General features: G+C 37.5%; 28 protein-coding genes and 1 pseudogene. 28 read left to right on the top strand and 1 reads right to left on the bottom strand.

The window, feature by feature from the left end; translation table 11 throughout:
• Positions 1-13 precede the first annotated feature (13 nt).
• The 11 genes and pseudogenes from SJW71_RS07180 (at position 14) to SJW71_RS07230 (ending at position 4,517) form a co-directional block, all read left to right on the top strand.
• Positions 14-205 (top strand): hypothetical protein, encoded by a 192-nt coding sequence (locus tag SJW71_RS07180; protein WP_431811908.1) that lies wholly within the window; start codon positions 14-16, stop codon positions 203-205.
• Positions 198-386, top strand: coding sequence for a hypothetical protein (locus SJW71_RS07185; protein WP_431811909.1), 189 nt, complete (start codon positions 198-200; stop codon positions 384-386). The genes SJW71_RS07180 and SJW71_RS07185 overlap by 8 nt, the downstream gene beginning before the upstream one ends.
• Positions 383-622 (top strand): hypothetical protein, encoded by a 240-nt coding sequence (locus SJW71_RS07190; RefSeq protein WP_431811910.1) that lies wholly within the window; start codon positions 383-385, stop codon positions 620-622. The genes SJW71_RS07185 and SJW71_RS07190 overlap by 4 nt, the downstream gene beginning before the upstream one ends.
• A complete protein-coding gene (locus tag SJW71_RS07195; RefSeq protein ID WP_431811911.1) occupies positions 619-1,017 on the top strand; it encodes a hypothetical protein in 399 nt (132 codons plus the stop codon). Before SJW71_RS07190 ends, SJW71_RS07195 begins: the two co-directional genes overlap by 4 nt.
• On the top strand, positions 1,014-1,517 hold the full coding sequence (gene ssb, locus SJW71_RS07200; protein ID WP_431811912.1) for a single-stranded DNA-binding protein: 504 nt from the start codon (positions 1,014-1,016) through the stop codon (positions 1,515-1,517). Before SJW71_RS07195 ends, ssb begins: the two co-directional genes overlap by 4 nt.
• 22 nt (positions 1,518-1,539) lie before the next feature.
• Entirely contained in the window at positions 1,540-1,719 is a 180-nt protein-coding gene (locus tag SJW71_RS07205) for a hypothetical protein (RefSeq protein ID WP_431811913.1), read from the top strand.
• 75 nt (positions 1,720-1,794) lie between these two features.
• Positions 1,795-2,195 (top strand): annotated as a pseudogene (locus SJW71_RS07210) (RusA family crossover junction endodeoxyribonuclease).
• On the top strand, positions 2,180-2,434 hold the full coding sequence (locus tag SJW71_RS07215) for a helix-turn-helix domain-containing protein (protein WP_431811914.1): 255 nt from the start codon (positions 2,180-2,182) through the stop codon (positions 2,432-2,434). The pseudogene SJW71_RS07210 and the gene SJW71_RS07215 overlap by 16 nt, the downstream one beginning before the upstream one ends.
• Positions 2,435-2,658: 224 nt before the next feature.
• On the top strand, positions 2,659-3,189 hold the full coding sequence (locus tag SJW71_RS07220; RefSeq protein WP_431811915.1) for a hypothetical protein: 531 nt from the start codon (positions 2,659-2,661) through the stop codon (positions 3,187-3,189).
• Between the two features lie 94 nt (positions 3,190-3,283).
• Positions 3,284-3,835 carry a hypothetical protein gene (locus SJW71_RS07225; protein WP_340814277.1) on the top strand — a complete coding sequence of 184 codons (552 nt, stop codon included), beginning with the start codon at positions 3,284-3,286 and terminating at the stop codon, positions 3,833-3,835.
• Between the two features lie 268 nt (positions 3,836-4,103).
• On the top strand, positions 4,104-4,517 hold the full coding sequence (locus tag SJW71_RS07230) for a hypothetical protein (protein WP_431811916.1): 414 nt from the start codon (positions 4,104-4,106) through the stop codon (positions 4,515-4,517).
• Between the two features lie 29 nt (positions 4,518-4,546).
• Here the strand turns inward: SJW71_RS07230 and SJW71_RS07235 are convergent, their stop codons facing one another.
• Entirely contained in the window at positions 4,547-5,218 is a 672-nt protein-coding gene (locus SJW71_RS07235; protein WP_431811917.1) for a hypothetical protein, read from the bottom strand.
• A gap of 613 nt (positions 5,219-5,831) precedes the next feature.
• Here SJW71_RS07235 and SJW71_RS07240 point away from each other — a divergent pair.
• The 17 genes from SJW71_RS07240 to SJW71_RS07320 all read left to right on the top strand — a co-directional run bounded on the left by SJW71_RS07240 (position 5,832) and on the right by SJW71_RS07320 (position 17,905).
• Positions 5,832-6,464, top strand: a complete 633-nt coding sequence (locus SJW71_RS07240) for a hypothetical protein (RefSeq protein WP_431811918.1) — start codon at positions 5,832-5,834, stop codon at positions 6,462-6,464.
• 63 nt (positions 6,465-6,527) lie between these two features.
• Entirely contained in the window at positions 6,528-7,319 is a 792-nt protein-coding gene (terS, locus tag SJW71_RS07245; RefSeq protein WP_431811919.1) for a phage terminase small subunit, read from the top strand.
• A complete protein-coding gene (locus SJW71_RS07250; RefSeq protein ID WP_431811920.1) occupies positions 7,316-8,581 on the top strand; it encodes a PBSX family phage terminase large subunit in 1,266 nt (421 codons plus the stop codon). Before terS ends, SJW71_RS07250 begins: the two co-directional genes overlap by 4 nt.
• 12 nt (positions 8,582-8,593) lie before the next feature.
• Entirely contained in the window at positions 8,594-10,012 is a 1,419-nt protein-coding gene (locus tag SJW71_RS07255) for a phage portal protein (protein ID WP_431811921.1), read from the top strand.
• Complete coding sequence (locus SJW71_RS07260; RefSeq protein WP_431811922.1) at positions 10,009-11,028, top strand: phage minor head protein; 1,020 nt, start codon at positions 10,009-10,011, stop codon at positions 11,026-11,028. The genes SJW71_RS07255 and SJW71_RS07260 overlap by 4 nt, the downstream gene beginning before the upstream one ends.
• 2 nt (positions 11,029-11,030) lie before the next feature.
• Positions 11,031-11,636, top strand: a complete 606-nt coding sequence (locus SJW71_RS07265; RefSeq protein ID WP_431811923.1) for a hypothetical protein — start codon at positions 11,031-11,033, stop codon at positions 11,634-11,636.
• Positions 11,637-12,009: 373 nt separating this feature from the next.
• Positions 12,010-12,711, top strand: a complete 702-nt coding sequence (locus tag SJW71_RS07270; RefSeq protein ID WP_431811924.1) for a DUF4355 domain-containing protein — start codon at positions 12,010-12,012, stop codon at positions 12,709-12,711.
• A 341-nt stretch (positions 12,712-13,052) separates the two neighbouring features.
• The gene (locus SJW71_RS07275) at positions 13,053-13,742 is read left to right on the top strand and encodes an HNH endonuclease (protein ID WP_431811925.1); all 690 of its coding nucleotides are present in this window, start codon (positions 13,053-13,055) and stop codon (positions 13,740-13,742) included.
• 70 nt (positions 13,743-13,812) lie between these two features.
• Positions 13,813-14,568 carry a P22 coat protein - protein 5 domain protein gene (locus SJW71_RS07280; RefSeq protein WP_431811926.1) on the top strand — a complete coding sequence of 252 codons (756 nt, stop codon included), beginning with the start codon at positions 13,813-13,815 and terminating at the stop codon, positions 14,566-14,568.
• A gap of 12 nt (positions 14,569-14,580) precedes the next feature.
• Positions 14,581-14,739 carry a DUF7302 family protein gene (locus SJW71_RS07285; protein ID WP_312130164.1) on the top strand — a complete coding sequence of 53 codons (159 nt, stop codon included), beginning with the start codon at positions 14,581-14,583 and terminating at the stop codon, positions 14,737-14,739.
• A gap of 8 nt (positions 14,740-14,747) precedes the next feature.
• A complete protein-coding gene (locus tag SJW71_RS07290; protein WP_312507581.1) occupies positions 14,748-15,074 on the top strand; it encodes a hypothetical protein in 327 nt (108 codons plus the stop codon).
• A complete protein-coding gene (locus SJW71_RS07295; RefSeq protein WP_431811927.1) occupies positions 15,061-15,384 on the top strand; it encodes a phage head closure protein in 324 nt (107 codons plus the stop codon). Before SJW71_RS07290 ends, SJW71_RS07295 begins: the two co-directional genes overlap by 14 nt.
• Positions 15,384-15,800 carry an HK97-gp10 family putative phage morphogenesis protein gene (locus tag SJW71_RS07300; RefSeq protein WP_431811928.1) on the top strand — a complete coding sequence of 139 codons (417 nt, stop codon included), beginning with the start codon at positions 15,384-15,386 and terminating at the stop codon, positions 15,798-15,800. Before SJW71_RS07295 ends, SJW71_RS07300 begins: the two co-directional genes overlap by 1 nt.
• Positions 15,797-16,240, top strand: coding sequence for a DUF3168 domain-containing protein (locus tag SJW71_RS07305; protein WP_431811929.1), 444 nt, complete (start codon positions 15,797-15,799; stop codon positions 16,238-16,240). The genes SJW71_RS07300 and SJW71_RS07305 overlap by 4 nt, the downstream gene beginning before the upstream one ends.
• Before the next feature lie 41 nt (positions 16,241-16,281).
• Positions 16,282-17,058 (top strand): phage major tail protein, TP901-1 family, encoded by a 777-nt coding sequence (locus SJW71_RS07310; RefSeq protein ID WP_431811930.1) that lies wholly within the window; start codon positions 16,282-16,284, stop codon positions 17,056-17,058.
• A 65-nt stretch (positions 17,059-17,123) separates the two neighbouring features.
• The gene (locus tag SJW71_RS07315; RefSeq protein ID WP_431811931.1) at positions 17,124-17,627 is read left to right on the top strand and encodes a tail assembly chaperone; all 504 of its coding nucleotides are present in this window, start codon (positions 17,124-17,126) and stop codon (positions 17,625-17,627) included.
• 113 nt (positions 17,628-17,740) lie between these two features.
• On the top strand, positions 17,741-17,905 hold the full coding sequence (locus SJW71_RS07320) for a hypothetical protein (protein ID WP_431811932.1): 165 nt from the start codon (positions 17,741-17,743) through the stop codon (positions 17,903-17,905).
• Positions 17,906-17,913 lie beyond the last annotated feature (8 nt).

A 17,913-nucleotide genomic window follows, 5' to 3' on the forward strand; every position in this document is an offset into this window, starting at 1 on the left:
GAGGGTGAAAAGAGTGGGAGAAGTTTATATGCAACTTAAAATGGAAAGGTTCATTGAGCTAAAACGTGCGGAAGAAGAAAATATAAAGCTTCGTGAAGCGTTGAGAGAAATTTTTGAACTAGCTAAGCATGATGGTATATCAAAGCATCTAGATAATTGTTATATCGTAGCTCGCCAAGCATTGGAGGGTATAGCTCATGAATGAACAATTCCTAATTGAACAAATCATCCTGTATTTAGGGCAGTACCAGCGCTTTGGAGGGAAGTACAACGAAACCATGGCTTATGAGAGATTGGAGCAACTACGAGCATTAAAAGGACTGAAAGATGCTGACGAGGCTACGGATTATCTTATTTCTAGAATGGAAGGGGCGATGGCTGCATGAGACGACGTAACGGTATTCCAATCGATATTCCTAGCGCTCGTAAACAGGCTCCAAAGGTCAAGACACAAAAAGCTGCTGAGTACAACAAATATAAGACTTTTGCAACGATGTTTAAAAAAGAAAATGATCAGCGAATATGGGCTACGGTACCAGTTGCACATCCAGATTTTAAATCACTGAAAAAAGAAGGGTTTCAAATAATTGAGGTTTGGGACAAGAGGGAGGTTTCGGCATGACCAAAACTAAAAAGCCAAAACTCGAAATTGGTCAGCGAGTATGGATTGAGCCTGTAGAAATGTTTTTACGACAAGACAAGCGCTCAATTGATGAACATGAAATCATCGAAATTAATAAAACTAGTGCCTATGCAATGCGACTAGATTTAATCGGAAAATACAAAGATAACATGCAAGAAAAGAAACACTTAGCAGAGCGTATTAATCAACGAACACATGAAGTGAAGGCTAGTGGTTGGGGTACGCATTACCGTTTGTGGCTCACAAAAAAAGATTTCGAAATGTCGGTACAACGTCAAAGTGACACAAAAGAAGCTCTTAAAAAAGCTCACGAAATAGTAAATAAGATGTCACTAGAACGATTACAAAAGTTTATCCAGGAGGAGACAGCATGATCAACCGAGTCGTTTTAGTTGGCCGACTTACAAAAGATATTGACCTTTCTTACACACCACAAGGCATTGCAAAGGCTCAATTTACATTAGCAGTTAACAGATCGTTTTCTAATCAAAGTGGTGAAAGAGAAGCAGATTTTATCCAGATACAAGCTTGGAGAAAACAGGCGGAGAACGCTGCTAACTTTCTAAAGAAAGGGTCACTGGTTGGGATTGATGGAAGGCTACAATCAGGTTCGTATGAGAGAGACGGGCAAAGAATCTATTTTACGAACGTGGTAGCTGATAGCGTGCAGTTTCTTGACTCTAAAAACAGCACAGGAGGCTCGCAGAACACTTCAAACTACGAATCTAGTACAAATACAGGTGGACAGTATCAAGGTAGTTCACAGGGGCAATATGGCGGTAATAATCAGCCGAGTTATACGAGGGTCGATGAAGATCCTTTTGCTAATAGTAAGGGGCCAATTGAGGTTTCAGAGGATGATCTTCCATTCTAAATAATTAATCGAGGTGATACACATGCCAACATTAAGAAAAATCACCAAGGCTAGGACATCAAGAGAATTAGAACGTTTGGTTACGGATGATACGGAGAGAGGTTGGATGGTAGCAAGTAGAATGAATTACATTTCTGCTGATCCACGACCTTATCAAATACTATTGGAATTTAATACAGATAATGAGCGAGTAAGTATATAACGAACACGCTGCTGATAGAACTGCATTAGATTGTTTTATCAGCAGACTTCTAAAAGTGCTGACAGGAGGGCAAACATGAACGTACTCACATTTGAAATACCAGGAGTTGTGCAGGCACAACAAAGACCGCGTGTAACAAGAAATGGCACATTCGATCCGAAAGAATCCAAGGACTATAAATCATTTGTAAGATTAGTAGCTGCAGAACATGCACCAGAAACTTTAATTACAGAGAATATAAAGCTATGTATCGATGTTTATCGCAAGATACCCAAATCATTCAGCAAGAAAAAGCATCAGCAAGCTGTAGATGGAGTTTTAAGACCTCAGACATCGACAATCTGGTGAAGGGCATTAAAGATGGTTTAAGCAAGGTTTTATGGCATGACGATAGCCAAGTGACAGAGTTGGTTGCTCGTAAATTGTATTCGGATAATCCGAGGGCAGAGGTGACGATTGAATGGCAAGGAAAGTAGAGAGTCGATACATTTTATTCACTGGAGAGAATCATGAAATCGTTAAATTTGATTTTACACAACACCAAATAGAAACGTTTATTACGCTTTGGAATGAAGGATATCCAATCAACAAAATAGCTGACAGGCTTAATACAAGTAAGGTGAGTGTGGCTTTGATTGCAATGGATCTTGAAATGGCTGGAAGGATTGGGCCAAGGGCTGGTGGGTTGTTAGGGAAGAAGAAAGTGGTTAGTTGAAAGATATTGTGCAGAGCAAGGAGGGAAGCAAAAATTAAAACTATTGCTTGGTTTAGTGGTGGTGTAAGTAGCTTTATATCAATTTATTTGTTGAAAGATCAAATTGATGAAATTTATTTCATTGATGTGAAAGAACAACACCCAGACACTTATAGATTTTTGAGAGATTGTGAGCAATTGGACGTAAATTTACAATAATAAAAAATGAAAAAACACATAGCGCTATGGATACTATACGTAAACGCAGGTATATCAATGGTCCATCTGGAGCGCCTTGTACAAGTGAATTAAAGCGCAAAGTAAGGCAATGTTGGGAACAGACGCAAGATGATGATCTATTGCTCTATGTATGGGGCTATGACAGCGAAGAAAAGCATCGAGCAGAACGGCTATTACAAACAACGCCAGAGCATGAACATGTATTTCCTCTAATTGATGCCATGCTGACGAAAGATGAAGTACACGGCTTGCTAGAACGATTGGGCATTAAAAGGCCTTTAATGTATGAGTTAGGATTCCGTAATAACAATTGCGTTGGATGCGTTAAAGGCGGTATGGGCTACTGGAATATAATTCGTAAGCACTTTCCAGAACGTTTTAAAGAAATGGCTGCACTAGAAAGAGAAATAGGTGCTACTTGTATTAAAGGCATTTATTTAGACGAATTAGAGCCAGGTCGTGGACGCATTGAAGATGAAGTCATGGGCGAGTGTGGAATATTGTGCGAAATCGCTTATGGAAATATAGTTGGGTGATCGAAAGTAATCCCTTCATTATTTTAGATCAGAATGTACAAAAATAGTGTACCTCTTTTATTAATTTAGTAAATTATACTTAGGAGGGGTTTTTTTGGATAATAACATATTAATTAGCAATATTTTTAGGCTGAAACGGAAATTAAAAATTAAAATTAGCAAAGAGATTCGAGGATTAGAGTACTACGAAGCTTTGCAATTAGAAGTTAAAAGCTTAAAAGCTTTTCAAGCGAATAGCCCAAATCTAGTAGAGATTGGAGCAATAGTTTTCTCTGCGGTTGCAATTTTAGTTTCTAGTATTGCATTTTATGGGAGTTTTATATTCGATACATCTTATTACTTTTCTTCAACAAAAGATGGAAGTTCGCCAATTGAAGTAGGATTAGCGACATACCTTATAAAAAATTCACCTGATGAAAAGATAATAAATATTGTTAACGTTGTATATTTCTCCGTTGTTGTGGTTTTTTTTATTGGTGCGTGGATACTTATAAGACAAGTACTATTACTTAGGAAGATAAAAGAATTGGAAATACTTGACTATTATTTAGAAAAGTATATCGAAAAAAATGATGATAGGAAGAAAACTAACATTTATCCTAATATGAACGATTCTAGTAAAGTAGATATGCATAATTTTAAGTAGAATAGCTTAAAGGGTATTGAACGTTTTGAGGAAAGAAACTAAAAAAGGGTCACACAACTGGTAGTGGCCCTAAGTAATTTGGAGGCCGTGACGGTCAACCAACGCCACAGCAAGTGCGTGCGATACACTCGATAATAATTTGTGCAAATTACAGTTCCTTATACATCAAAAAAGCCGCAGCGTCATCACACGCTACAGCTCGAATTGGTTTATGCCCTTCTAGGCTAATCAGATAAGTCATTATAACACAACTTAGGAGGGCAAACCTATGTTAAAAGAAAGAACACTAACTATTACACCAGATACTTTAGATTCAATGATTACAGACTACCACTGGATGGTTAACGCCATCAAAGAAATGCGAGCAGAAATGGTTATAGGGGCAAAAACAGCACAGTATGGAATCGAAGCTACACTACCAAAAGCAGCAGGTGGTGTAGGTGATCCAATTATGCAGGAGGCTATTAGACGGTCTAAAAACATAAAACGCATTGCTGAGTATGAGAAGAAGCTATTAGAAGTTCAACAAAGAGTGGATAAAGTTGTTAATAGCCGTGATGCTGAAATATTATTTTGGTTATTAGAAGGTAAGTCAATGAGATGGATTGGAAGACATATGAATTTGAGCCATACTAATATCCAATTAATTCGTAAAAATATCATAAGTTCTATGATTGGGTAAGATTTAGAAAGGCACTCCTATGAGTGCCTTCAATAATGTATTCTCTTAAAATTATTTATTTCCGTATGCATCTTTTCTAAATTGCTTTTTATTTCCATTGTAATGTTTTGTAGGTGAATAATTTCTTTTTTAGTAATTTCTTTTTTTGTAAACATTTTTTGTTTTTTTTCTTTTGGAGTGTAAATTTTATAAGATGCGAAATTGGATGTTTCAAGAAAACTAAAAAGGAAAGATATAATTGCGAAAATTATAGGTATTAAATAGGTTGAGTTTACCGGTTGTAATAATAAAATAGAAACATGTTCTATGTATTCGATAGGTTCTTTAAAAAAATTCGGAGGTGGATCACTATATTCCTCAAGCATTTTCGAAGGAATATGATTTTTAACTGCAGAGAGAACAGCTAATAAAACTAAGCTTAAATTACCGAAAAAGTTTTTTAATTTTAAAAGAGATAATTTTGAAATATATTGTCGCCTAAAAAAATACATTAAATAATATCTATGCAAAAGATAGGTGAGAATAGGAGGAATTAAAAAAATAGCGATAACTAAGCTTACTTTACTTATTGAATTTCCATATTTACCTACATAAATTCCTAGTGTAACCAATGTCCAAAAAAGTATAAATGCAGTCACTGATAAAGAAAGGGTAACTGTAAACATAATTTTATCTATAAAACTCAATTCTTTTTTTGTCATAAATAACTCCCTTCATTGTTATTTTATAACATAAAAAATGTTTTTTCCAAATTTGCCATACTTTCAACATTAGGTGTGATAAAAATAATAATGTAAAATCGGAGGTAGGTCGGCGCGGTAAGGTTTCCCTCCCTTGGTATTTATAAAAACCTAAATATTAGGGATAGACAGACCGACGACCGACCAGCGCTGAACAAACTTGTTCGGAGCAAGACATACATGGCCGGCCCATATTTTTTAAGAGATATAGGGAACAGGCAAATAAAACTGAAGGAGTGGTTATGTGAACTTCGTCCACTTTCCATAATTTCAGTCAAACTTATTACATCAACAAAGTGCACGGAAATGCACTATAAAATTAGAACACAATTCGTTACAAAATAACGTGGTGTCGCTCTACCACGAGTCGCAAGTGAGCTCTCGACAATTTACCACAATATCAAAGCTTTCATCTTAGGGTGGAGGCTTTTTCTTATGCTTTGAAAACTGCATCAAACAGCCAAAACGCTATGAGTTGAGAGGGCAGAGTTTGGTGTGGTTTTGAGAGTGGAATTTGTAGAAAATTGTTCCAATTTGTTGCCTCTCAAAGTATGATTGAGTGGGAGGTTTTTTTATGTTTAAAAATTGGACGAATCGAGATTGGATATGGTTAACAGCACTACTATTATTTTTAATGGTATTGTTGATAGCTAATTTTTATAAGAAATGGGACCCTCAAATCTCTATCATTGCAAATTCAACATCAATAGCTTTAGCAGTAATTGCAATTTTCCTATCATTAAAACAAGATTCTGACAGTAAATCAACTTCAGAGTCGATGAGACAAGATTTATCAACTCAAATGGGGAACATTACTATGTTATTGGCGAATAGGAAAGTAGAAATAGAAGATGCAGCTACAAGCGTGAGTCAAACTGTTGATACAAATACCGAAACAAGAAGTGAAAGTTATACTTATGATCAATTGGTAGAATATGGTGAGAAAATTAAAAAAGATACAATTGAGGAATTTAAAAAAGAATTGAATGAAAAGATGTTAGAAAATGCAATGATTATGGGAAAAAATACAAACGTTTATACAGGATCTTATATTACTCATAAATTAGAAAAAGATATATATAACATTCTAAAGAATAATCCTTATATTGATGTAAAAGACGTGATTGGATTATTAGATATAAAAAGTAATGCATTCATCGAAGCTAAGGTAAGAGACATAATAAAAAATTATAGAACAAATATTTAAGCATAGACATTTGTTTATGCTTTTTTAGTTTGGGGTTGAATATGGAGGTGGTGTTTATGAGATATGGCTAATTGGAATGAAATTAAATTAGAGTGGGAAACCACTAAGGTTACTTTAGCTAAACTTGCTGAAAAATATGATGTTCCTTTAGGGACTATTAAGAGCCAAAAGAGCCGGGATTCTAAAAACGGCCATCCATGGACTAGGGATGCAATTGAAAAGGATGCAACCAAAACTAAGAAGGTTGCAACCAAAGAAAAAAAAGTGGGAGCCCCGAAAGGCAATGACAATGCTAAGGGGAATAGAGGTAATCCTAATCCGACACCTAAGTTTCCGAAACGCAACTCAATAGCAGAGAAGCACGGCTTTTTCTCAAAGTTCTTACCAGAAGAAACACTCGAAATCATGGAAGCTATGAATGAACGTTCTCCAGCCGATTTAATCTGGGATCAGATACAGATTCAGTATGCTGCAATCATAAGAGCTCAACGGATTATGCATGTTGAATCGAAAGACGAAATCATAAAGGAGCTCAAAAAAGCAAAATACGAATACTATCCCCGTTCTAAAGAGGATGGTGGAGGAGTAGAAAAGGCGGTAACTGAAGAAGAATATGAATTCCAATTCGCATGGGAACGACAGGCGCAACTACTCACTGCTCAATCGAGAGCAATTGGGGAGTTGCGTTCTTCTATTCGTCAGTTCGTAGAGATGGCTGATCAGGATGATGAGCGTCGCTTGAAGCTTGAGCAGATGCAGCTAAACATCGATAAGACGAAAGCAGAAATTGAAAAACTTGATAATAAAGATGATGGACCTATTGAGATTGTCATCAAACGAAAGGGTGAGGATTGATGGAAAAAGAAATTAATCCTCGATTTGACGATTTCCTTTTCGACTGGAGTTGCAAAACTCAACTTTTAGTCGGAGGGTACGGTTCTTCGAAATCCTATCATGTAGCACTTAAAATACTTTTAAAATTACTTGAAGAAAAACGTACAGCACTTGTCGTTCGTGAAGTTTATGATACACATAGAGACAGTACGTTTTCTTTATTTACAGAGATTATTGAGGACTTAGGGCTGTCAGGCAAGATAAAGACGAGTTCATCACCTATGACTGTGAAGTTTCCAAATGGCTCTAAGATAATCTTTCGAGGAATGGATAAACCTGAAAAGCTAAAGTCCATCAACAACATTTCTCTCATTTGGTTAGAGGAATGTAGTGAGATTAAATATGCAGGTTTTAAAGAGTTACTAGGGCGCTTACGACATCCGACACTGGACCTGTTTATTATCCTTTCTACCAATCCAGTATCAAAAGGGAATTGGGTGTATAAACATTTCTTTAAGAACGAGTTGGAAGACTATTTTGTCTTAGATGACGAGGAACTTTACAAGCTAAGGACCATCATAGTCAATAACACATATTATCATCACTCAACTGCTGATGATAATTTATTTTTGCCAGCAAGCTATATCGAACAACTAGATGAGATGGAGTTATATGATCCTGATCTTTATAGAATTGCGCGTAAAGGGCGTTTCGGAGTCAATGGAGTATTAGTGCTGCCACAGTTTGAGACAAAGCCTCATGACGAAGTAATGGCTGAAATAGCCAATATTAGAAAACCAATACGAAAGAACGGCATGGACTTTGGATTTGTTGATTCCTACAATGCTTTATTACGCATGGTTGTAGATCATGAGAATAAGTGGCTATACATCTACTGGGAGTATTACAAACGAGGCATGACCGACGATAAAACTGCCGATGAACTTGAGGAAGAAGGACTCAAGAAATCAATTATTAAAGCTGATAATGCGGAGCCGAAAACAATTGCTTACTACAAGCAACGAGGATTTCGTATGTTTGCTTGTAAGAAGCTCACGCGAGTTGAGAATACAAAGAAGATGAAACGTTTCAAGCGAATTATTTGTTCAGATGCTTGTGTAAATACAATTCGAGAGTTGAAGGAGCTAACTTTCAAGAAAGATCCTAAAACAGATGAAATTATTGAAGATGAATTTAATATCGACCCACATACATTTTCAGCAATGTGGTATGGACTAGATGACTATGAAGTAGCAAGTGTGAAAGGTGTCAATTCAAGATAAGGAGGTGGTCCAGTGAACGAATATATTGCTTATATCGATGAGAAAGGTGTTACACCTCTATTACTTAATAAGCTAGTAGATGAGACAAAGGCTGAACGAAACAAGCGACTACTAAAATACAACCGGTATAAAGCTGAAATTTCAGCAGTCCCGATTTTAACACGTAAACCGACTGATTACGCTCAAGGTAATGACCATGTTGTTCGTGTTGACGATAAGGTGAACAATACACTTAATAATCCTTTAGACGCTGAAATAGTAGATACCAAGGTTGGCTATATGTTCGGTAATCCAATTTCATACGTAGTAGACAAACAAGCTCAAGGCCTTGATAAATTATCTGAGGCGATTGAGCTTTTTAATTTGCGTAATTCTGTTGATGATCTTGATAGTGAGTCAGGCAAGAAAACAGCTATTTGTGGTTATTCAGCACGACTGCTTTATATTGATATCGATGGAAATGAACGAGTTACAACAATTGATCCTTGGGAAACTATCATTCTTTCCGAAACAGCAGACGTCAGTGAACCTAAGTATTCCTTTAGATATTTCAAAAGCGCTGAACTAGATGCTGAGGGTGAAAAAATAGAGATTGAGCAGCTGGTGTTTTACGATGCAACAACTGAAAGACTCTACACTCGTGCTGATATTGATTCACCTTTTGTTTTGAAAGACGAAAGGAAGCACTTATTCGATTATTGCCCTTTATTCGGTGTTCCAAATAACGAAGAGCTACAGGGTGATGCAGACAAGGTATATAACCTCATCGATGCTTATGACAGAACACTGTCTGATGCATCAAACGAAATCGAACAGTTTCGTTTAGCCTACTTAGTGCTTAAAGGTATGGGTATGGATGACGAAGACGCCAAGAAGGTTGCTCGAACTGGCATCTTTGAATTGATGGGTGAAGATGACGACATTAAATATCTAACCAAAGATGTTAATGATCAAATGATTGAGAACCATCTTAATCGCTTAGAAGAGAACATCATGCGATTAGCTAAGAGTGTGAACTTCAGTGATGAATCGTTTGCAGGTAATGCAAGTGGAGTGGCTATGAAGTATAAACTTATGGCACTTGAGAACAAATGCAAAACGATGGAGAGAAAGTTTACGACAGCTTTACGTTACCAATTCAAAGTCTTGTGTAGTGCATGGGCCAAAAAAGGCATTTGCTCTAATGACGATTACTTGAAAGTTTGGTATGAATACAAGCGAAACATTCCTGTTGATTTACTGTCCGAGGCTCAAGCTTCACAAGCATTAAAAGGGTTAGTGTCAGAGCGTACACGACTTTCTAAGTTATCAATTGTTGATGATGTGGAGTATGAACTTGAAGAGATACAGAATGATGCACAATTGTATGGAAACGAGCTTGAACCTTTAAACGAGGATAGCGAAAATCCGAAAGAAGTTGATGAGTTATGAATCAACAAGAAATCAATCGTATCATAGATGATTTAGAAGCTAAAGCCGAGAGGGATATTGAGGTTGTTTTTGCTAGACGCTTAAAGACGATACTATTTCAAATGCTTGAGATGCATAAGAAGTTCGGTAAGAACGGTCAAGCTACTTGGACAGATGTTAACAAATACAATCGCTTTAACCAGGAGATGAAGTTAATTGCTAAACAGTTGAACGCTGATTACAAAGAGATTATTAAGCTCATACAAGAGTCAGAGGAACGTCTTTACATCGAAAGATACTTATTGTTGGCTTATCTCTTACAACAGTCTACAGGTGAGGAAATGGGCTTTAAAATACCATCTGTTGAGGTGATTCAAGCAGCGTTAACTAATCCAGTTGAGTTTTTGACGTTACCCAAAGTCTTTGAGGCTCACAGGAACGACATTATTAGGCGTTTGAACATTGAGATAGCACAGAGTTTACAAGCTGGTGAAAGTTACACAGACATGGCTATCAGGATTGAGAATGCTATGGGATGGACAAGGAAGAAAGCTATTTTAGTTGCTCGGACAGAGGGTGGCCGAGTTAGATCACAAGTAGACCTAGCCATTGAGGAACAGGCGAGGATAACAGCAAGGTTAACAAAGGTATGGATGTCATCACTTGATACGAGAGTTCGCAAGTCTCATAGAAAGCTAGATGGTCAGAAAGCTGATAAAGATGGCTACTTCCATTATGGCAAGTGGAAATCAAAAGCACCAAGGCTATGGGGTGTTGCTTCCATGGATATACAGTGCCGTTGCCATACGATTTATATGGTGAATGGCAAGTTACCAGAGTACCGTAGGGGTAGAGATTACATGGACGATACGTACCAAAAGCAATTGGCTGCTCGAATTGATGCTTATATGTCTGATCAAGGGCTAACTTACAGACAAGCTTTTAACAAAGCGTATCAACAGGTTAAACCGCCGAGTGTAACGGTGCCATTTATGAGTTATGAAGAGTGGAAGGGAAAATTTAGTGTAGAGGTGTAGATATGGAATATTCACGATCAAGTAAAGTTGGTGCAGTTGAAATATATGAAACGTTTGAAGGAGATGTAGACGAAATTGCAGAGTTGAATGATGTCCTCTCATCACGCAAAGCACTAACTATTAAAGAGCCTGAAACTAAGCCTGATTTTTCAGATTCAAAGCATGTTAGTATGATTGGAATAGAAAGTAACAAATCGGAAATAAATTATCACGACTTTTCTTATCTAGATTTACGAATTGTATTCTCTGCAAATAGTCCGCAAGAAACAGACTTAGCATTATGCGAAATTGTAGAAAAAGCAACAAAGTTTTTTCGGGTTACTTCTAGCGATGGATACCAATTTAAAATGCCAGGTGAGGAAGAAAAGAGCATAGTTGAAATGATAAACGAATGCTCAGAAACAGCAACTATTCAAGCTTCAAATATTGAATTTAACCAATGGAAAACTGAAATTGCTAAATTAGCTAAACGTAACATTGATATTGGTTTACTAAAGGAGTTAAACAGTCACGGCCCTAAAGGTATAACCGAGATTTCGGCTCTTAATTCTTTAACAGATGAAGAATTTGATAAGTATTGTGAATTGTATAGAGAAAAAGAGAAGTAATATTTTGAACAGAATAATAAAATTTTATTTAGTCACTGAATAGGTGGCTTTTTATTTTGATTTTTTTCAAAAGAAAAGATGCATTATGTATTTATTCATTTTTCCACCAAGTGAAAACACTTTTTAGTGTTGTCACAAGCCCTTTTTACTTAATAAAAAGGATTTGGAAAAGCAATAATAATATTAAAACTTCACTAAGAGTGAGCTTTATATTTATACATATTTGCATCTTTTCACCGCCTTATTTAGTTTGATTTTATTATGTTCTAAAAAGGAAATTATATTCTAATTAATAAAATTTATTTTGTCTTTTTCTCGCAGACGCTATAAAGAACGAGAGAAAATAAATTTTTGAACAGTTTAGGGGCTTTACATGGCAACTAAATTGGGCAAGGAGGAAAACATGAAATACAATACATTCAATTTTATAACTTTAATGCCATTAGATATTCAAATGCTTGCAGGAGAAGGAAATCCTAACCCAGAGCCAACGCCTGAACCTATACCGGTGCCAGCACCAGGAGGAAACGGTCAAGGGGCTACGTTGACACTTGAATCGGTTCAATCATTTCTAAACGACAATGATGAGGGTAAGAAATGGCTTCAATCATTTGCTGATACTCGAGTAACGGATGCTATTAAAACCTATGAAACTAAAACACTTCCAAAGAAATTAGAAGATGAGATTGCTAAACGCTATCCACCTGAATCGGAGGAAGCAAAACAGTTACGTGAGCTAAAAGCGCAATTTGAGCAGTCTCAAAAAGAAGCTGCACGTGAAAAGTTATTTAACCAAGCATTGTCTACTGCAACAGAAAAGAGCTTACCAGCAAAATTAGTAGAGTTCTTTGTAGGTGATGATGCAGAAAAAACTACAGCAAACTTAGATATTCTTGAAGCAGAGTTTAATGCTGCTGTACAAGCAGAAGTAGATAAGCGCTTCAAAGATGGTGGAACGCCACCACCACCGAAAGGTGGTCATCCTACTACATTGACGAAAGAGGCAGTGTTGAAAATGACGCCTGATGAAATCAATGCCAACTGGGATGAAATCGTTAAAAACAAATTACTATAACCGATTATCGGTAAGGAGGATATTACAATATGGCAATTACAAACTTTATTCCAACAATCTGGTCAGCTCGACTACTACACAACTTACAAAAATCTTTAGTGTTTGGACAAACAGGTGTAATCAATCGTGATTATGAAGGTAGCCTATAATTTTGCCTTCGTTAAACTCCGTTAACTCAGGGAACCCCTCCTAACCATTGGGGAATCCTGAGCCAAGCCTGTTCAGAAATGAACGGGAAAGGTGCAACGACTAGAAGTGAGACTTAACTTGTAGATTGCTAAAAAAAGGCGATACTATTTCTATAAGCAAGTCAATAATCCTTCCACGAAAGCGGGGCATTTATGATGAAACCTTATAAAGATGCAGTGAAGTTGAAGCAAGTCTATGACCAATGTGGCTCTTTGCAAGCTACAGCCGATTATTTCGGTATTAGCAAAAAGCTTGTGCTAAATCATATGAAAAAGTTCGGTATTGATCGTAACAGTAAGACGATACACATCGATGTAGAAAAAGCTAAAGACCTGTTAAATAAGGGTAAGTCGCAACAGAAAGTAGCCGAAACACTTCAAGTAAGTGTAGAAGTGCTACGAGCGAGACTTACAGAGGCCGGATACCAAACGAACTTCTACCATAAAGGATTTATTACTACGTGGAATGGGTACATTATGATTCACAAGCCAGACCACCCAAAAGCCGATGCTAGAGGGTACATCAGAGAGCACAGATGGGTCATGGAGGAACACCTAGGTAGATACCTCGAATCACATGAACATGTACATCACAAAGACGAGAATAAGCAGAATAACGATATAAGTAACCTTGAATTAAAGGTAAATGTGGACCACATAGCTTATCATTCTCGCCAATCTCGAAAAGAATGTGATGAGGCGCTTGCTGCTGAAATGTTAAAGACTATGACAATGTCAGATGTGGCAATGCATTTCAATATGAGTGAATCGGGCCTAAGAAAAAGGCTTCAACGAACTGGTTTTTATAAACCTCTCCCTCGAGGAGGAAAACGTCATAAATGAAGATATAGTCTGAACTTACACAATGGAAAAGTGTAAGAAGTAGAGGATAAAGAGCCTTTACGATAACATAATGGAAATCAAGGCTTATGGTGACACTGTAAAAATCAATGGTATTGGTGCTGTATCAGTAGGTGATTACACTCGAAATACTGATATGACTGATCCAGAAGAACTTTCAGATAACACACGTAACCTAGTAATCGACCAATCTAAATTCTTCAACTTCCAAATTGATGACTTAGATAAAATTCAACAGAATCCAAAACTGATGGATGCTGCAATGCGTGAAGCTGCTTATGCATTATCAAATGTAGCTGATCAATTTATCGCCTCTCATTATGTACATGCTACGAATGTAATTGGTACAGATGCAGCACCTATTGAAGTGACAAAAGAAAATGCTTATGAGTACCTAGTAGACCTTTCAACTAAACTTGATGAATCAAATATTCCAACAGATGGGCGTTTTGCTGTTCTACCTCCTTGGTTTGAGGGTCTCTTACTGAAAGATGATCGCTTTGTAGGTTCTGGCGCACTACCGGCTGATGATCGTTTAATTAATGGTGTGGTTGGCCGTGCTGCGGGCTTTTTATTAATGAAATCTAACAATGCTCCTTCTGTAGCCGCAGATACTGGAGTAATTGCAAACTCTAAAATTATTGCGGGACATAATATGGCTTGGACTTATGCTGAACAAGCAGCTCAAGTGGAAGGTTACCGCATGGAAAAACGTTTTGCGGATGCAGTTAAAGGTCTACATTTATACGGTGCCAAAGTGACACGTCCAGAAGCTTTAGCAGTGTTATCAGCTAAACGTCCAGAATAGGAGGGGTTCAAAGTGTTAGTTAAAAACCTAAAAACAGATATCACATGGGCGGTCACTGATGAACACGGTGCCCGTCTTTTACGTACTGATGAATTTGAAGAGGTAGAAGCACCAAAATCTAAACGTGCTCCTACTAAGAAGTCTGAATCAGACAATGAAGCAGAGAAGTAGGTGATCTTATGTGGGAACCAACACAAGAAGAAATTGATCAGCTAAAGCAAATGAATAATGTTACAGGAGCTAAGTATGATGGATTTTATCGTGCAATGGCTCCTATTTTATTTGATGTAGCAAAAGACCATTGCAATGGTAAGTGGGAACCGTCAGGAATGCCACAGGGTGTTAGGTTGTTCATTGCTAAAGCCATTCAGTTTAATACTCAAACAACAGGTCTAGCAGGGCGTACAATGGGGACTGTCTCGTATAGTTACGACACTGAGTTCCCAAAAGCCATTTGGACTTATCTAAGGCCATATAAGAGAGTGAGATTCCATGCATTACGATGAATTTCCTCATGAGGTTGAAGTAGTTCAGAAACGTAAGGTATCCGATGGTGCTGGTGGATTTAAAACAGAATGGTCTCCAGTAGATACTATGGAGGCATTTGTTGATACGCCAACATCAAAAGAGCAGTATTACGCTCAACAACTTGGTAATCCGTTGCAAAGGTATATGTATTATCCTTACAGAACTGATTTATCTTCTAGCATGCGACTTCGCTATGAAGGTGAAATTTACGCATTCGCAGGTCGTGCTGAGGACCAAGGTGGTCAACACGAAATTATGCGTGTGGCATTAAAGTTGGTGACTGAATAATGGCTAGGATTACATTCGGAGGACGCGAGTTACTAAGGGCAGCACGTAGATTTGAAGAAGGTTTATTGAATAAGATATCAGATATTGTTTATGAGACAGCACGGCTTATACAAACGCAGGCCAAGGCTCTAGCTCCTGTTGATGATGGTAGCTTGCGAGACTCAATTGAAATGAAAATGCTTGGCAAATATAATGCTGTTGTTTCTGTAGGGGTCCATTATGCTGTGTACGTGGAATGGGGAACCGGAATTTATGCTGAGAATGGAAATGGCCGGAGAACACCATGGACATATTTCAGCACAAAGCTAGGACGTTATGTAACGACTGATGGTATGAGAGCTCAACCATTTTGGGGTCCTGCTGTTGACGCTGGAAGGGATTATTTTGAAACAGAAATGAGGCGATTAGGCTTATGACGAATTATTATGCCTTGCCTTACTTTGAATTACAGAAAGCTATTTTTCAAAAGCTAACTGCTTGTGAAGCACTAACGGCCATTACTAGAAAAGATGAATGGGACTTAGGTGTTTATGATGCAGTAGACGAAAATACGCCTTATCCTTATGTGACAATATCAGAGCCGTATTCATCACCGAATGACACAAAAACAAGTAATATCGAAATCATCACGTTCACCATTCATACGTGGTGGAAGGATAATGATGATTATAGTGGAAAGCGTATAACTTATGAGATGTTATCTGCATGTCAGAGTGCCCTAATGACTCGTAACTACATTATTCCGAATGCGTCAGTCTTAAGGGCCGAAAGACGTGATTCAAGGGTGATAGATGATAATATGCCGGGTGTAAAGCATGGCATTTTAACAATGCAATATATAATACAAAACATTTAACAGTCCTATGGGCTGTTTTTATTTTAGGAGGGAAAAGCTAAATGGCACGTTTAAACGGTAAAGACAGCTTATTGTTAGTACAACCCACTGACAACGCATTAGGCGCAGAGGGTTTTTTAATTGGAGATCAAACCGAACATACACATTCTTATGAGCGTGAGTTAACGGATGAACAAACGAAATTCGGCCGTATCTTAGGTCCAGGTCAGTTATCTGAGTCACTGGATGTAACTTTTTATGGAAGTACAGATGATCCAGGACAAACTGCAGTATTAGAGGCCATTCAAAAAGGTACTCAATTAAAGGTATGGGAAGTTGAAAAACACTTAAATAAAAACGGTAAACACAATTCATTGTTTGCTTACACATACGTAGAATCACTTGAAAAATCTGCTCCAACAGATAATTTTTTAGAGATTTCAGCAACTTTACAAGTACTGAATACATCTAAGAAGGGTGAAATGAATCCTTTACCTGATGATGTGTTGAACTTTGGTGATTACGCATATGAAAACCCTGGTGAAAAAACTGGTGAGTTCAACGGTGAAGAAACACCAACTCCAGTAGCAGTTACAGGATTGTCATTAAATCCAACAACGTTGACAGTCTCTGAAGGCAGGACAGAAAGTATTATAGCTAATGTAGTGCCAGTGAATGCCACAAATAAATCAGTGACGTATACATCAAGTGACGAAGCAATCGCTATCGTGAATGCACAAGGTGTTGTAACAGGTGTAGCAGAAGGGTCAGCTACAATTACAGCAACAACAGTAGATGGTGGATTTACAGCAACAACAGCAGTCACAGTAACTCTATAAACGAATGAGAGAGAGCTTATTAGCTCTCTTTTTTATTGAAAACAAACAGAAAAGGATGATTATAAATGGCTCAACTATTAATTGGTGAAAACACTCTTACAGCGAAGTTTACTTTTGCATTTAAAAATAAGGCGGATAAAGAATTCAATGATTTAGATGCACATGGTAACCGTCCAGGTGGATTTAATCAGATTTATCAAGGCTTATTGCAATTTGATTTAGATGCTTTACGTGCATTTTGGATGTGTGGGTTAGCTCATTTATCAAAACAGCCTAGTAAAGCAGAAATTGAAGCAGCCCTAGAAAAGCGAATTGAAGAGGATGGCGATGTAGAACCATTATTCCAAGAAGCTTTCCGAGAAATTGATGAATCGGGTTTTTTCAAAAAAGCTGTAAAGACATTCTGGGAGAACTTAGAGCTATTCGAATCAGTAGCATCCGAGGAAGAAAAAGAACAGGCAGCAGCTGGAATCGAAATGATGAAATCAGCGAGAGCCGAATTATTAGGGAACAAACAGATCGAGTTAGTGAAATCCGACAAATCTATCGAGATGCAGCAAGATATCTAAAGGTTTATGATCCAGAGTTAATTCTTTCGTGGCGTCCTAGTGAGTTCCAAGCGTTCTTAGAGGGCGCTAATGAAGCACGTATTGATTATTATCAAACACTTGCAGACGCAGCTATGTTTAATCGGGTTGCAACAAATAAGCAGCGTATTAATCCAAAGAGTGACCTATTTGATGCGGAGAAAGTAAGAAAGTCCTTGCATCATAAAGGACCTAACCCAGAGCTTAAGAAACGTCAGCATGCAAAAGCAATGGCGGCATTGAAAAATTGGAAGCCATAGAAGGGAGA

This window comes from Lysinibacillus sp. FW12, from assembly GCF_050817245.1.
GTDB classification, from domain to species: Bacteria; Bacillota; Bacilli; order Bacillales_A; family Planococcaceae; genus Lysinibacillus; species Lysinibacillus irui.

Bases quoted from the DNA above. Each gene is read 5' to 3' on its own strand.
- SJW71_RS07185 (WP_431811909.1), top strand. From the start codon at position 198: ATGAATGAACAATTCCTAATTGAACAAATCATCCTGTATTTAGGGCAG.
- SJW71_RS07190 (WP_431811910.1), top strand. From the start codon at position 383: ATGAGACGACGTAACGGTATTCCAATCGATATTCCTAGCGCTCGTAAA.
- SJW71_RS07195 (WP_431811911.1), top strand. From the start codon at position 619: ATGACCAAAACTAAAAAGCCAAAACTCGAAATTGGTCAGCGAGTATGG.
- ssb (WP_431811912.1), top strand. From the start codon at position 1,014: ATGATCAACCGAGTCGTTTTAGTTGGCCGACTTACAAAAGATATTGAC.
- SJW71_RS07205 (WP_431811913.1), top strand. From the start codon at position 1,540: ATGCCAACATTAAGAAAAATCACCAAGGCTAGGACATCAAGAGAATTA.
- SJW71_RS07215 (WP_431811914.1), top strand. From the start codon at position 2,180: ATGGCAAGGAAAGTAGAGAGTCGATACATTTTATTCACTGGAGAGAAT.
- SJW71_RS07220 (WP_431811915.1), top strand. From the start codon at position 2,659: ATGGATACTATACGTAAACGCAGGTATATCAATGGTCCATCTGGAGCG.
- SJW71_RS07230 (WP_431811916.1), top strand. From the start codon at position 4,104: ATGTTAAAAGAAAGAACACTAACTATTACACCAGATACTTTAGATTCA.
- SJW71_RS07235 (WP_431811917.1), bottom strand. From the start codon at position 5,218: ATGACAAAAAAAGAATTGAGTTTTATAGATAAAATTATGTTTACAGTT.
- SJW71_RS07240 (WP_431811918.1), top strand. From the start codon at position 5,832: ATGTTTAAAAATTGGACGAATCGAGATTGGATATGGTTAACAGCACTA.
- terS (WP_431811919.1), top strand. From the start codon at position 6,528: ATGGCTAATTGGAATGAAATTAAATTAGAGTGGGAAACCACTAAGGTT.
- SJW71_RS07260 (WP_431811922.1), top strand. From the start codon at position 10,009: ATGAATCAACAAGAAATCAATCGTATCATAGATGATTTAGAAGCTAAA.
- SJW71_RS07265 (WP_431811923.1), top strand. From the start codon at position 11,031: ATGGAATATTCACGATCAAGTAAAGTTGGTGCAGTTGAAATATATGAA.
- SJW71_RS07270 (WP_431811924.1), top strand. From the start codon at position 12,010: ATGGCAACTAAATTGGGCAAGGAGGAAAACATGAAATACAATACATTC.
- SJW71_RS07275 (WP_431811925.1), top strand. From the start codon at position 13,053: ATGATGAAACCTTATAAAGATGCAGTGAAGTTGAAGCAAGTCTATGAC.
- SJW71_RS07280 (WP_431811926.1), top strand. From the start codon at position 13,813: ATGGAAATCAAGGCTTATGGTGACACTGTAAAAATCAATGGTATTGGT.
- SJW71_RS07290 (WP_312507581.1), top strand. From the start codon at position 14,748: ATGTGGGAACCAACACAAGAAGAAATTGATCAGCTAAAGCAAATGAAT.
- SJW71_RS07295 (WP_431811927.1), top strand. From the start codon at position 15,061: ATGCATTACGATGAATTTCCTCATGAGGTTGAAGTAGTTCAGAAACGT.
- SJW71_RS07300 (WP_431811928.1), top strand. From the start codon at position 15,384: ATGGCTAGGATTACATTCGGAGGACGCGAGTTACTAAGGGCAGCACGT.
- SJW71_RS07305 (WP_431811929.1), top strand. From the start codon at position 15,797: ATGACGAATTATTATGCCTTGCCTTACTTTGAATTACAGAAAGCTATT.
- SJW71_RS07310 (WP_431811930.1), top strand. From the start codon at position 16,282: ATGGCACGTTTAAACGGTAAAGACAGCTTATTGTTAGTACAACCCACT.
- SJW71_RS07315 (WP_431811931.1), top strand. From the start codon at position 17,124: ATGGCTCAACTATTAATTGGTGAAAACACTCTTACAGCGAAGTTTACT.
- SJW71_RS07320 (WP_431811932.1), top strand. From the start codon at position 17,741: ATGTTTAATCGGGTTGCAACAAATAAGCAGCGTATTAATCCAAAGAGT.